The 13,600-nt window shown below is 64.4% G+C and carries 12 protein-coding genes; 5 read left to right on the plus strand and 7 right to left on the minus strand.

The window, feature by feature from the left end; genetic code table 11:
- Positions 1-46: 46 nt before the first annotated feature.
- Genes WAO18_RS15825 through fadD17 form a run of 3 tightly spaced genes read left to right on the plus strand, consistent with a single transcriptional unit; the run spans position 47 to position 3,851 of the window.
- A complete protein-coding gene (locus WAO18_RS15825; RefSeq protein ID WP_422207204.1) occupies positions 47-1,228 on the plus strand; it encodes an acyl-CoA dehydrogenase in 1,182 nt (393 codons plus the stop codon).
- A 17-nt stretch (positions 1,229-1,245) separates the two neighbouring features.
- Entirely contained in the window at positions 1,246-2,343 is a 1,098-nt protein-coding gene (locus WAO18_RS15830) for an acyl-CoA dehydrogenase family protein (RefSeq protein WP_422207205.1), read from the plus strand.
- Positions 2,344-2,345: 2 nt separating this feature from the next.
- A complete protein-coding gene (gene fadD17, locus WAO18_RS15835; RefSeq protein ID WP_422207206.1) occupies positions 2,346-3,851 on the plus strand; it encodes a long-chain-fatty-acid--CoA ligase FadD17 in 1,506 nt (501 codons plus the stop codon).
- Positions 3,852-3,873: 22 nt separating this feature from the next.
- Here fadD17 and WAO18_RS15840 read toward each other — a convergent pair whose 3' ends face one another.
- From WAO18_RS15840 to WAO18_RS15855, 4 genes are all read right to left on the minus strand, one after another.
- Positions 3,874-5,574 carry a nitric oxide reductase activation protein NorD gene (locus WAO18_RS15840; RefSeq protein WP_422207207.1) on the minus strand — a complete coding sequence of 567 codons (1,701 nt, stop codon included), beginning with the start codon at positions 5,572-5,574 and terminating at the stop codon, positions 3,874-3,876.
- On the minus strand, positions 5,571-6,317 hold the full coding sequence (locus WAO18_RS15845) for a CbbQ/NirQ/NorQ/GpvN family protein (RefSeq protein WP_422207208.1): 747 nt from the start codon (positions 6,315-6,317) through the stop codon (positions 5,571-5,573). Before WAO18_RS15845 ends, WAO18_RS15840 begins: the two co-directional genes overlap by 4 nt.
- 76 nt (positions 6,318-6,393) lie before the next feature.
- Complete coding sequence (locus tag WAO18_RS15850; RefSeq protein ID WP_422207209.1) at positions 6,394-7,566, minus strand: spirocyclase AveC family protein; 1,173 nt, start codon at positions 7,564-7,566, stop codon at positions 6,394-6,396.
- Positions 7,567-7,634: 68 nt separating this feature from the next.
- A complete protein-coding gene (locus WAO18_RS15855) occupies positions 7,635-8,807 on the minus strand; it encodes a spirocyclase AveC family protein (RefSeq protein WP_422207210.1) in 1,173 nt (390 codons plus the stop codon).
- Positions 8,808-9,007: 200 nt separating this feature from the next.
- Between WAO18_RS15855 and WAO18_RS15860 the strand changes: the two genes are divergently transcribed.
- Both WAO18_RS15860 and WAO18_RS15865 read left to right on the plus strand, forming a co-directional pair.
- A complete protein-coding gene (locus WAO18_RS15860; protein ID WP_422207211.1) occupies positions 9,008-9,610 on the plus strand; it encodes a TetR/AcrR family transcriptional regulator in 603 nt (200 codons plus the stop codon).
- 8 nt (positions 9,611-9,618) lie between these two features.
- On the plus strand, positions 9,619-10,338 hold the full coding sequence (locus WAO18_RS15865) for a serine hydrolase (RefSeq protein WP_422207212.1): 720 nt from the start codon (positions 9,619-9,621) through the stop codon (positions 10,336-10,338).
- Here WAO18_RS15865 and WAO18_RS15870 read toward each other — a convergent pair.
- From WAO18_RS15870 to WAO18_RS15880, 3 genes are all read right to left on the minus strand, one after another.
- Complete coding sequence (locus WAO18_RS15870; RefSeq protein ID WP_422207213.1) at positions 10,324-11,880, minus strand: acetolactate synthase large subunit; 1,557 nt, start codon at positions 11,878-11,880, stop codon at positions 10,324-10,326. The genes WAO18_RS15865 and WAO18_RS15870 overlap by 15 nt on opposite strands.
- A gap of 22 nt (positions 11,881-11,902) precedes the next feature.
- Positions 11,903-12,670: a fructosamine kinase family protein gene (locus tag WAO18_RS15875; RefSeq protein WP_422207214.1), complete on the minus strand. Its 768-nt coding sequence runs from the start codon at positions 12,668-12,670 to the stop codon at positions 11,903-11,905.
- Positions 12,667-13,600: AMP-binding enzyme (locus WAO18_RS15880; RefSeq protein ID WP_422207215.1), on the minus strand; the 934-nt coding region annotated here is incomplete at its 5' end. The genes WAO18_RS15875 and WAO18_RS15880, both read right to left, overlap by 4 nt.

The raw sequence follows: 13,600 nt of genomic DNA on the forward strand, positions 1-13,600 counted from the left end.
CGATGCAGGCTGCCGCAGAACTCACCGACGACTGGAGGCGGCCGGAATGCGCATCAGTTACACCCCGGAGCAGGAGGAACTGCGCCGCGAACTGCGGTCGTACTTCACCAAGCTGATCACGCCGGAGCGCCGTGAGGCGCTGAGCTCGACTTCGGGAGAGGTCGGCGAAGGCAACGTCTACCGCGAGACCGTCGCGCAGATGGGCAAAGACGGGTGGCTCACCCTGAACTGGCCCAAGGAGTACGGCGGCCAGGACCGGTCCCCGATGGACTCGCTGATCTTCACCGACGAGGCCGCGATCGCCGGCGCACCCGTGCCATTCCTGACCATCAACAGCGTCGCGCCGACGATCATGTCGTTCGGCACCGAGGAACAGAAGAAGTTCTACCTGCCCAAGATCGCGGCCGGCGACCTGCATTTCTCGATCGGCTACTCCGAGCCCGGCGCCGGCACCGACTTGGCGAACCTGCGGACCACCGCGGTGCGCGACGGTGACGACTACGTGGTCAACGGTCAGAAGATGTGGACCAGCCTGATCGCCTACGCCGACTACGTCTGGCTGGCGGTCCGCACCAACACCGAAGCCAAGAAGCACCGGGGCATCTCGATGCTGATCGTGCCGACCAGCTCCGAAGGTTTCTCCTGGACACCGGTGCACACCATGTCCGGCGTGGACACCAGCGCCACCTATTACCAAGACGTTCGCGTCCCGGTGGCCAATCGGGTCGGCGAGGAGAACGCTGGCTGGAAGCTGGTGACCAACCAGCTCAACCACGAGCGTGTCGCGCTGGTGTCGCCGATGCCGATCATCATGGCGCTCAACCAGGTACGCGAATGGGCGCAGAACACCAAGGACGCTGCCGGCGCGCGGCTGATCGACTCGGAGTGGGTGCAGCTCAACCTGGCCCGGGTGCACGCCAAGGTCGAGGTCCTCAAATTGATCAACTGGGAGCTCGCCTCGGCTGAATCGGCCACGCCGTCACCGGCGGACGCTTCGGCGGCCAAGGTGTTCGGCACCGAACTTGCCACCGAGGCCTACCGGCTGCTGATGGAAGTACTGGGCACCGCAGCGACCCTTCGACAGGATTCGCCCGGCGCACTGCTGCGCGGCCGTGTCGAGCGGATGCACCGCGCCTGCTTGATCCTGACGTTCGGCGGCGGCACCAACGAGGTGCAGCGCGACATCATCGGCATGGTGGCGCTCGGCCTTCCCCGAGCCAACCGCTAACGAATTCTGGAGAACCCATGGACTTCTCAACGACCGAAGCGGCGCAGGATCTCGGCGGTCTGGTCACCACGATCGTCGACGCGGTGTGCACGCCCGAACATCAGCGCAAGCTTGACGGTCTCGACCAACGGTTCGATCGCGAGCTGTGGAGCAAGCTTGTCGACGCCGACATCCTGTCCACCGCTGCCCCAGAATCCTTGGGCGGAGGCGGGTTCGGCGTGCTCGAGGAGGTCGCCGTACTGGTAGGCCTCGGCCACCAGCTGGCCGCCGTTCCCTACCTGGACTCGGTGGTACTGGCCGCCGGGGCGCTGGCCCGATTCGGCTCCGCCGAGCTTCAGCAGGACTGGGGCGCTCCCGCGGTGAGCGGCGAGAAGATTCTCGCCGTCGCGCTGGACGGCGAAATGGGTGACGGCCCAGTGCAGGCTACCTCAGCCGGCAACGGCTACCGGCTGACCGGAACCCGCACCCAGGTCGCGTACGGACCGGTCGCCGACGGCTTCCTGGTACCGGCCGAAACCGATTCCGGCACTTCCGTTTTCCTGGTGTCTACCAGCGACCCTGGCGTCGCGGTGACAGCGTTGGACACCACCGGCCTGGGCAGCATCGGGCATCTCCGACTGGACGGCGTCGAGGTTGATAATGGCCGCGTGGTCGGCGGCGATGACGTCGTTAGTTGGATCAAGACGTTGGACATATTGGGCCGCACCGCATTTCAGCTCGGAGTGCTGGAGTGCGGACTTCAGATGACTGCCGAATACGCACAGGAACGCGAGCAGTTCGACCGTCCGATCGGCAGCTTCCAGGCGGTCGGACAACGGCTGGCGGACGGCTACATCGACGTCAAGGGTCTGCGGCTGACCCTGACCCAGGCGGCGTGGCGACTCAGCGAGGATCTGCCCGCCGACACCGAGGTCGCCACCGCGGCGTTCTGGGCGGCCGACGCGGGGCATCGAGTGGCGCACAGCATCGTTCACATCCACGGTGGTGTCGGCATCGACACCGACCACCCGGTGCACCGCTACTTTTTGGCCGCCAAGCAGACCGAGTTCGCGCTGGGCGGCGCCACCGGTCAACTGCTGAAGATCGGCCGCGAACTGGCGGACACCCCCGCCTAGCTGTGGACGCACTTCCGACCGTCACCGATCTGCTGGCCCCGCTGGTTGATATCGACGATCGGGGCGTCTACTTCGAGGATTCGTTCGTCAGTTGGCGTGACCACCTCCGGCAGGGCGCCGCGGTTGCTGCGGCACTGCGCGCGCGGCTCGACCCGAGCCGGCCCCCGCACGTCGGGGTGCTGTTGGAGAACACCCCGTTCTTCTCTTCGGTACTGGTCGCCGCCGGGATGACAGGAATTGTCCCGGTGGGTCTCAACCCGGTGCGCCGGGGCGCGGCGCTGCATCGCGACATCGACCATGCCGACTGCCAACTGGTACTCGCCGACACCAATTCGGCTGGCACGCTGGCTGATATCGACCACGTCAACGTCGACTCGAGCGCCTGGGCCGACGAGGTCGCCGCACACCGCGACGCCGAGATTCGATTCCAGTCGGCGACGCCGGACGACCTGTTCATGCTGATATACACCTCGGGAACCAGCGGTAATCCCAAGGCGGTCATGTGCAGCCACGGTAAGGTCGCGATCGCGGGCGCGACGATGACCGACCGCTTCAGCCTCGGCCCGAGCGATGTCTGCTACGCCTCGATGCCGTTGTTCCATTCCAACGCGGTTCTGGTCGGGTGGGCGGTGGCGTTGGCCTGCCGGGGCTCAATGGTGTTACGCCGCAAGTTCTCCGCGTCGGGCTTTTTACCCGACGTCCGCCGCTACGGCGCGACCTACGCGAACTACGTGGGAAAGCCGTTGTCGTATGTGCTCGCCACACCCGAGAGCCCGGACGACGCCGACAACACGTTGCGGGCGGTCTACGGCAACGAGGGCGCACCCGCCGACATCGACCGTTTCGGCGTCAGGTTCGGCTGCCGGGTGGTCGACGGGTTCGGGTCGACGGAGGGTGGCATCGCGATCGGGCGCACACCAGACACCCCGCCCGGTGCTCTGGGACCACTGCCCGACGGGATCGAGATCATCGACGTGGATTCCGGCCAGCCCTGCCCGGTCGGCGTGGTCGGTGAGCTGGTAAACGTAGGCGGCCCAGGGCGTTTCGAAGGCTACTACAACGACCCGGAGGCCAACGCGCAGCGAATGGCCGGTGGCATATACCACAGTGGCGACCTCGGCTATCGTGACGAAGCCGGTTACGCGTACTTCGCCGGTCGGCTCGGCGACTGGCTACGTGTGGACGGCGAAAATCTCGGCACCGCCCCGATCGAGCGGGTGCTGGCCCGCCATCCGGACGTGGCGGAGGTGGCGGTGTACGCGGTGCCGGACCCGGCTGTCGGCGATCAGGTGATGGCCGCGCTGGTGTTGACGCCAGGTGCCGAATTCGACGCGGACAAGTTCCGCGTGTTCCTCGCCGAACAGACCGATCTCGGGCCCAAGCAATGGCCGTCGTACGTCCGGATCAGCACGAGCCTGCCGCGGACCGCGACCTTCAAGGTACTCAAACGGCAGTTGTCAGCCGAAGGCTTGGACTGCGCCGAACCTGTGTCACCGATTCGCCGATAGCGGAAACGTTATAGTGTCCGCGTCAACGTCGTTTCGGCGCTGCGAGTTCCCGTAGCGAAGACAAAAACAACTCATCCATCCGCGGACTCAACTCGGCGAGCGACCCGGCGCCGGCATAGCCGGCGGAGCCGAAGACACGTTCGAGCGCGTCGGTAGCAGTAGCGGTTCCGATGGAGAGGCAAAGGCAGGCAACGCCATCCGCGCGGAGCTCGTCAAGGGCCTTGTTGGCGTCTGCCTCCGCGTAGCGGCCTTCGTACCCATCGTCGTAGGGGAATCCATCCGACAGGACGACCAGCAGCCGATTGGGTGTGCCGGCCTCGGCCTTGAGAATTTCACCCGCACCACGGATACCAGCCCCGAGGCGCGTGTAACCCCACGGTTGGAGTTGATTGAGTCGGGCCCGCGCGACGGCCCCGAAACTTTGGTCGAACGTCTTGATTACCGGCAGATGCACAGCGTGGCGACCCTGCGATCGAAACGCGTAGACGGCGACGCGGTCACCAAGCTCTTCGAGTGTGACGGCCAGAGTGGCGGCTGCTCGTCGCTGGTGGTCGTGCACCGCCAGGCCGTCCGAATCGGCATCGACGGCGGACCCGGAAGCATCGATCAGGATGAGCACGCCGAGATTGCGGGCAAATTTGCGGCGCTCCAGGTAGACGTGTTCGGGTGAGGAGAAGCCGGATTCCAGATCGACGAATAGGTCGATCAGCGCCTCGAGGTCGAGGTCGTCCCCGTCGGCACGGCCGCGCAGGACCTTCGGGCCGAGCCCGACGCGAGCCAGGCGGCGGCGCAACACGTCGTCGTGCGCCACACCGGCGTCGGAGACGTTGGCGGCAATGGTGAGTGGAAAGTCGATGACCCGACACCAGTCATGCTTGTACCGATTGTTGAAAACGTCCCACTCCGGATACAGGGCGCCACCCACGCCCACCGCAGCACCGGGCCTGTCGTCATCGTTGAATTGGATCCGGGTGGGCATGGGACGGGCATTCGGTCCGATTTCTTGCACACCCCGGGTTGAGCGAACTGTCATCTCGGCGCCCGCAGCACCCTCTCCGGGCGAACGCGAACCTCCGAACATCTTGCGGAAGTAGTCCGACATCGACTGATTGTTGAAGAGCGGATTTTCAAACAGTTTGAGGATCTTGCTCTCCCCTGACTTCCCGCCGTCATCGTCTTCGTCGTCGCCCTCCGATTGCGGCATGTCGATGGGGTCGAACTGCAATTGGAGATCTTTGTTCGCGGCCTGCCCGCCCGGTCCAGCCGGCGCCGCCATCAACCGGGAGGGCTTGATGACGCCGAACCACTCCGGTGGGTCGGCAACCTTGGTCCGGCTCTTGGCCACCTCGAGTGACTCATCAGCGGTCGCGGTGTTGATTGGTCCGTCCGGGAGGAGCGCGGCATCGAGTGGAATCTGGCGGGCTAGTTCGGCGAGAACCCGCTGACCTTCGAGTGCCAGGTAGCGGCGCGACAAGGTGGAACGTGCCCGCAGGCCCTTCACCAATCGCGGATCAAGGCTGCCCGCGCCGAGAAGGGCTGCCTGAACCACCATCTCGCGGCGCTGCTCCGCGACGGTAGCGCCGGCCGAGACAAAGATGAACTGGCCGTCGGTGTGTGCGGGCTGGCCGGCGGGCGACTCGGTGACTTCGACGGACCTGCCGGCGATGTAGTTGGCGAGGAACCGGAACCGGTCAGGCTTGTTGGGATCAGAAGCGTCGGTCACTTCTGGGGCAGGACGGTATTGACAAGTTCATCGAGGGCTCGGATGACATCGTCATCGTCGGAGAGCACCTGGACGACGGCCGCGTGGACTGCACTGCGCAGGTTCAGACCTTCAGCCGCGAGGCCGCCGGCGAGAATCAACATGCGAGTGGAGGACACTTCGCGCAACGGCGAGCCATCGAGATTTCGGATGGCGTACGCGAGCTTGACCAACGAACGTGCGGTCTCGGTGTCGATCCCGGCTTCGTAGGCGACCACCTCGGTCTCTACCTCGGGGGATGGGTAGCCGAACTCGATGGCGACGAAGCGCTGACGGGTCGACTCCTTGAGATTCTTCAGGACGCTCTGGTAACCGGGATTGTAGGAAATCACCAGTTGGAAACCGGGCGCCGCCGGCAACGTCGTGCCGAGGCGATCGACCGGAAGCTCACGGCGGTGATCGGCGAGCGGATGGATGACCACCGTGGTGTCCTGGCGCGCCTCCACCACCTCATCCAAATAAAAGATGGCACCTTCGCGTACCGCGCGAGTCAACGGCCCGTCCACCCAGACCGTTTCTCCGCCTTTGAGCAGGAATCTGCCCACCAGGTCCGCGGACGTCATATCCTCATGGCCCGCAACGGTAATCAGATCGCGACCCAGCTCATGGGCCATGACCTCAACGAAGCGCGTCTTCCCGCATCCGGTGGGACCCTTCAACAGAACCGGTAGACCGCGTCGGGCCGCGGCGCGGAAGACCGCCACTTCGTCGCCGACCGCCCGGTAAAACGGTGCGTTCGAGGTGGATTGGCTTGCGGTCGGCTGACTGTTGGTGAGCAGCTCACTTCCCCTGTTCGAAAGGGATGGTCTTCGGGAACTCGGCACCGTCCGGGAGGACGAGCTGACCATCTCGATTGATGTGACCCGAGCGTCTGGTTGGTACCGGCAGCACGGGATTTGGACAGGGGACGTCGCTCCCGGCGCCGCAGGTGCCCCCATTGAAGTAGGAGCGCTTCTGGTGGTCTTCGGGCCATGGGTCAGAGTGCATGCCGATCCATTGCGCCGGAACGTTATAGAAAATGAAGAAGCAAGCGCTGACCCCCGCGAAGATCGCCAGAAAGCGAATGACCTGCTGCTTGGCGACCCCGCCGCGGACCCGGTCCAGTCCGCGCTCGACGACAGTGCGGCCACGATCGTCGGTGAAGAAGCGCAGGCAGCACAGAGCTGCCTGGACGCCGCCCCACATCAGTCCTTCGTAGACGGGCCATTGGTAATAGGTGCCGGCATTGATCGACACCGACCGGATGGCGCCGGGATAGGTGTAGAAACCGATCGGCAGCATGACCAAGCCCTCCATGACGAAGTCGAAGAGGATTGCGAGCGCGTAGGTGACGGCGATCAACCGAAGATTGCTGATGTTCGACCATCGCGCCTTGATTTTGCGCATCACAACGCATCCGACGATGGTGATCGCGAGAACTCCGTACGCGTATCCCGGTGCATTCGTCAGGAGGGGTTCTGGTACCTGATGGCCCGGTGCGTCAGGCGACACCCAACCCGGAACGTAGGGCGACCAGGAGCCCCGGTTGAACAGCCAACTGTTATACGTACACCAAGTGTTGAGATAGTTCAGGAACGGATCCTGAAAGAACATCAGGCCCATCGACCCTAAAAGCATGCCGTCCAGCGTGATTCGCCGCTCACGCCGCCAAGGCTTGATGATGAACCACCACAGGGCGAACGGAAGCGCAACCCAGAGAACGATCGCGTTCGCCATGAGTGGCACTTTCATGAACATCGGCGGATCGCTCGGGCCGGAGGGCACGCGCTCGAAGTAGGGCCCGGTGAGCCAGCGGATCCACACATATAGCTCAAGCGCGAGGAGTGCGCCGCCGACGACGGCCCAAATTTGTACGGGCTTCGCCTCAGACTCAGCATGGGCACCCAGTCCGGCCGCGCCGCCGAGCGGCTCAGTGATGGTGGGCGCATTCTTCTTGCTCGACAAGTCGCTCATCACGCTGTCTTCCTCTGAAGAAGTGTCATGCAGTGCCCGGGCATCCCCTCGAGGATGAGCTCGACATTTCAATGACCTCGATCGAAGGGAACGATTGTCGGAAGCTGGACACCTTTTGGAAGCACGAGCCGGCCATCGCTGTTGATGTAGCCAGATTTTTTGCTGGGTATCGGCAGAGCAGGATCAGGACAAAGTCGGTCCGTCCCTTCACCGCAGACGCCCATCAGGAAGTAAGACCGCTTCAGGAGGTCCTGAGGCCATGGGTCCTGGTGCATGGCGAACCACTGCGCGGGAATGTTGTAGAAGACGAAGAAGAACATGCTGCACGCTCCGAAGACCGCCAGAAATCGGGTGAATTGCTGCTTGGCAAAGCCGCCCTGGACTCGTTCGAGACCGCGTTCAACGAATGTCCGACCACGATCGTCGGTGAAATAGCGCAGGGCGCACAGACCCGCCTGCACGCCACCCCACATGAGGCCTTCGTAGACTGGCCACTGGTAGTAGGTGCCGGGATTAATCGACAGAGATCTGATCGCACCGGGGTAGGTGAAAAGCCCCATCGGCATCAAGAACAAGCCCTCGATGATCAGATCGAAGACAAATGTCCACAGGATCAGAACACCGATCAATCCAATGTTGTTGATGTTCGGCCAGCGCGACTTGGCGCGGCGCATGACCCAGCATCCGAGCATCGTGCACAGCAGGACTCCGTACGAGTAACCCGGCGCATTCATCAAGAGCGGCTCGGCCATCATGCGGCCCGGCTCCCCAAACGACATCCAACCCGGGATGTTCTGCACCCAAGAGCCCCGGTTGAACATCCAGGTGTTGTACGTACTCCAGGTATTGATGTAGTTCAGCAGCGGATCCTGAAAAAAGATCAGGCCGCAGGCCACCAGGAGCATGCCATCAAGCGTGATCCGCCGCTCCCGCCGCCATGGCCTGATGATGAAGTACCAAATGCCGAGCGGTAAGCCCGCGACGATGACGGCTGTCCACGTCGTGAGGATCACCTTCATAAACATCGGCGGATCGCTTGGCCCGGTGGGCACCCGCACGAAATTTGGTCCGGCGATCCAACTGATCCAGACGTACAGCTGAAACGCCAGAATCGCGCCGCCGGCGATGGCCCAGATCCGCACGGGCTTGGCCTTCGACTGGGCCTGAGCGCCGAGCGAGGCCGTTTCGCCGAGCGACTCGGCGACGTGGGGCGCACGCTTCCTGTTCGACAGTTCAGTCACGACGCTGTCTCCTTCTGGATCGTCGTTGTGCTGCGTCCGTGAAGTCGACCGCACCTAGGACGCGGGTAGGCCATGACCTCGACGTCGGAGAAACTTTGCGTCGATGCGCGGTCACCTGAGGTAGCCCACCCGCCGTTAATATACCAACTAGTATCTGAGCAACCAATAGGAATCTCAGATTCTGTGACACAATTGCGGGCATGGTCGAGCGTTGGACGCGAGAGCGACGCGTCGAGCACACCCGTTCGCTTCTCCTTGACGCAGCGGAGGAGGTGTTCGCCGAAAAAGGCTTCATGGCAGCTTCCCTCGACGACATCGCACACACGGCGGGCTACACCAAAGGCGCCATCTACAAGCACTTCACGACGAAAGAAGACCTCTTCCTGGCAGTCAGCGATCGGTACTGGCGTCGCTATTTCGACAACTTCGCCGAGGTGATGTCAACCGCGACCCAGATCGGGGCGCGCGAGCTCGATGAGATCGCCGAGCGGTGGCGACAGTTGGGCCGCGACCGGGGTGCCGAGCACGCGGCGCTGGGACACGAGTTCACCCTTTACCTGCTTCGCAACCCCGACGCGAGAAAACGGGTGGCGACCAAGAGATCAGAAGTCGTCGAGGCACTGGGGAAGTTCATCGTCGAGGGCATCGATCGGCTCGGCGGAGCCTTGCTGATACCTCCGTTGACATTCGCACAGGTGCTCGTCGCCACCACTGACTCCGTCATGCTGGGCAGCCAACTCGATGACGTCGATCTCTACCGGCCGACCCTGGAGATGTATATGTCGGTCATCAAACTGCCCTGACTTAGCAGATGAGATTACGCTTTAGGCACCGTGAAGCGCTACTTGACAACAGCTTTCAAGCCTTGTCGAGCAGCCTTTCCGCGACGGTTGGTATCGCGATCACTTCTGTCACCGGCAGGCCGATCGCCTTCGGCACCTGGTTATCCGGCGCCGCGTGGTCGACGAGCAAGGTACCGCTGGCGATCGCGGCGTTGCGTGCAGGTGTGGGCAGCCACGATCTTGTCGCACTGACGATTGCCCAATCGGACAACCTGGCCGCCGAAAAATTATGGTCTCAACTAGGCAATACCGTTGACGCGGCGCAGCAGGTGCAAGCCGTCATCCGCGAAGCAGGTGATGCAGCCACCATGGTCGAATCACGGCGACTCCGCGCAGGTTACACGGCGTTCGGGCAGACACGATGGTCGCTGGCCGACCAAGCCCGGTTCGCCGCCGGGCTGGCACATTTGCCCGATGCCTCGCCTGTCGTCGATCTGCTGGGATCCCTTTGCGTCGAGCATCGCTGGGGGCTGGCCGCCAAAGGCTTTGCCGCGAAGGGTGGTTGGGGTCCGGGCTTGGGCGACGACTATTTGGTCCGCCAATTCGGGATCGTCTCGACGGCATGGGGCACCGTAGGCATTGCGCTTGCGGCCGAAGTGCGTGAAGGCGAGTACGAAGCTGGGGTCGATGTCGTCAACAGCCTCACCGACTGGCTTGTCGGCCGCCTTCCCGCATTAACCGAGCAGTGAGGGCACAACCGCGTCGATCAGGTGCGGGCCGGGCTCGTCGAACGCCGCGCGCAGCGCATCGGCGAATTCCTCGGCGGTCTTGGCCCGCCGTGCCGGCACCCCAAGGCCTTCCGCGATCTTGGCGAAATCCATTGTCGGGCGCGATAGGTCGAGGAGATCAAGTGCCTTGGGCCCGGGAGTCGAGCCCGCTCCTACTCGCTGGAGTTCGAGCCGCAGGATGTCATAGGCGCCGTTGTTGTAGATGACAGTCGTGACGTCGAGGTTTTCCCGCGCCTGAGTCCACAGGCCCGAAATCGTGTACATCGCGGAGCCGTCGGATTCCAGGCAGAGCACCGGCCGATCGGGTGCGGCGACCGCGGCCCCGACGGCCGCTGGGATTCCATAGCCGATCGCTCCACCGGTCAACGTCAGCCAATCATGCGCGGGCCCTCCGGCGGTCGCTGCGGTCAGCGGAACGCTGGAGGTGTTGGATTCGTCGACGACGATTACGTTTTCCGGCATCAACGCGCCGACCACGTCCGCCACCGACACGGCGGTCAGCGCGCCGGTCGGCAGTTGCGGGCGGGACAGCTCTGCAACGGTAGGTGTAGTGCCGGGTGCCACCTCGTCAGCCAGTGCCGCCAAAGCGGCTGCGGCGCAGGTGGGTCCGGCCAGCACATGAACACTGCAACCCTCCGGCACCAGATCGCTCGGCTTGTCGGGGTAGGCGAAGAACGACACCGGTGACGGCGCCCCGGCCAAAATGAGATGTCGGGTGCCTTCGAGCTGAGCCACCACGGCCTCGGCGAAATACGGGATCCGGTCGACCGCCGGGACTCCGGCGCCACGTTCCAGCCGGGTCGGGAATGTCTCGCAGTACCAACGGGTCCCGGTAGCCCCGGCGATCCGGGCGCCCGCGGCCAATCCTGCGCCGCGGGTGGCGTCGCCGCCGATCAGGAGCACCGTGGATTCGCCGGACCGCAACACCGCCGCGGCTGATTCGACCGCATCCGAGTCGACGGCCGACGGCTCAGCCTGCCGCGGCGACCGCTCACCGATTTCGGCACCGTCCGTCCACGAGGTGTCGGCAGGCAGAATCAGTGTTGAAATCTTCTGATCGGCAATACTTTTCGCGATCGCCGTTGCCGCATCGGCTGCGACGTCGGCAGTGTCCTCCGTGCGATGCACCCAGCCCGAGACGTTGCCGGCGAGCGCGTCGATGTCGGATTCCAGTGGGGCGTCGTACTTCTTGTGATAGGTGGCATGATCGCCGACGACGACCACCATCGGGACGCGGGCCCGCCGGGCATTGTGCAGGTTTGCCAGGCCGTTGCCCAGGCCGGGGCCCAGATGTAGCAGCACCGCGGCCGGCCGCCCGGCGATGCGCGCGTACCCGTCGGCCGCACCGGTGGCGATGCCCTCGAAGAGAGTCAGCACGCCACGCATCTCGGGAACGGTGTCCAAGGCAGCGACGAAATGCATCTCGGAGGTACCGGGATTGGCGAAACACACGTCGACACCGCCGTCGACCAACGTATTGATCAGAGCCTGCGCGCCGTTCACGAACGCAGCCTAGCCCGCGTGGCTAGAGAGCCAACGCCGCCTTCGCACATATCTCCGTGCGTCGTGCGTGCCCGCCACCGAACAACACCACATGCGCGAGCAGCGCAAAAAGCTGATGCAGCCCGATCCGGGTGCGCCAACCCGGACGCAGCGGGTGCACTTGCTGGTAGCCGTCGACGATGGCGTCGTAGTGCGGGCAGCCGAACAGCGCCAGCAGCGCCAGGTCATTCTCGCGGTGGCCGCCGTGTGCAGCCGGATCGATGAGCACCACCCCGTCGGGCGTCCACATCACGTTGCCGGCCCACAGATCACCGTGCAGCCTGGCCGGTGTGTCGTCGTCATCGAAGTCGCCGGCTCGGCAGCGCGCCGCAACCGCGTCCACCGCCGCATGAGTCGACGCGTTCAGACGCGGCGCCGCCAGTTCAGCCAGCGGACCCAATCGCTCGTCGGCGTAGAACTCACCCCAACGCAGATGCGGGCGCAGCGACATCGGCAACGGCTGTGTCAGCGGCCCGAAGAAGCCGGGCCCGTCCCATCCGTCGGGACCGGCGCCGAAGCCCGCGGCCCCCGCGTCATGCGTGGCGGCCAACCGGGCGCCGAACTCGAAAGCCGCTTCCGGACTGGGAGTCACCGGCTCCAGCCGCCGCAAGGTCAGGCTCGTCGCATCCACCGAAACAACAGCTACACACGGCACACCGCCGTCGGCCTGTGAAAGCCATTGCAGCCCAGCGGCTTCACACGCGAAGAAGCCAGCGGGTGCGCCTTGGTGCCGCTTGACGAAGTCGGTCAAGCGGTCGCGTGGGCGGCGTGCACGTCGTCCGCCGGCCGCGCCTCGGTCTGCTCTTTGGCCCACCGGTAGTCCGGCTTGCCGGCCGGCGACCGCTTCACCTCTTCGACCAGCCAAAGGCTGCGCGGCACTTTGTATCCCGCGATTTCGGCACGTACGAAGCCGTCCAGGTCGGACAGCGACGGCCGAGCCCCGGGCCGTGCTTGCACGACGGCGGCGACATGCTGGCCGTACCGGGGGTCCGGCACGCCGACGACCAGGGCGTCGAAGACGTCGGGATGGCCCTTGAGCGCAGCCTCGACCTCTTCGGGATAGATCTTCTCGCCGCCGCTGTTGATGGACACCGAGCCGCGGCCCAGCATCGTCACGCTGCCGTCCTCTTCGACCGTTGCGAAGTCGCCGGGTATGGCGTAGCGGACGCCGTTGATGGTCTTGAACGTCTCGGCGGTCTTCTTCTCATCCTTGTAGTAGCCGACCGGAATGTTGCCCTTCTTGGCGATGAAGCCGCGGACCCCGGAGCCAGGCTTGACCTCGTTGCCGTCCTCGTCGAGGACGACGGTGCGATGGTCGATCGTCACGCGCGGACCACCGCTGTGCGGGGCGTCCTTCGCGACGATGCTGGTGCCACCAAAGCCGGTCTCCGAGGAGCCAATTGAGTCGGTGATGACCCGGTTGGGCAGCAGCTCGAGGAACTTCTCCTTGATGCTCGGCGAGAAGAGCGCCGCGGTCGAGGCAAGCAGGAACAGCGACGACAGGTCGTACGCTTCGCCTTCCGCGCCTTCCTGTGCTGCAAGCAATGCGTCCAGCAGCGGCCTTGCCATCGCGTCACCGGTGAAGAACAGCAGGTTCACCTTGTTGTCGTGGATCGTGCGCCAGACCTCGTCCGCGTTGAATTCCGGTGCCAGAACGGTGGTTTGGCCTGAAAAGATCGAC

It is taken from the genome of Mycobacterium sp., from assembly GCF_049278535.1.
Lineage (GTDB): Bacteria > Actinomycetota > Actinomycetes > Mycobacteriales > Mycobacteriaceae > Mycobacterium.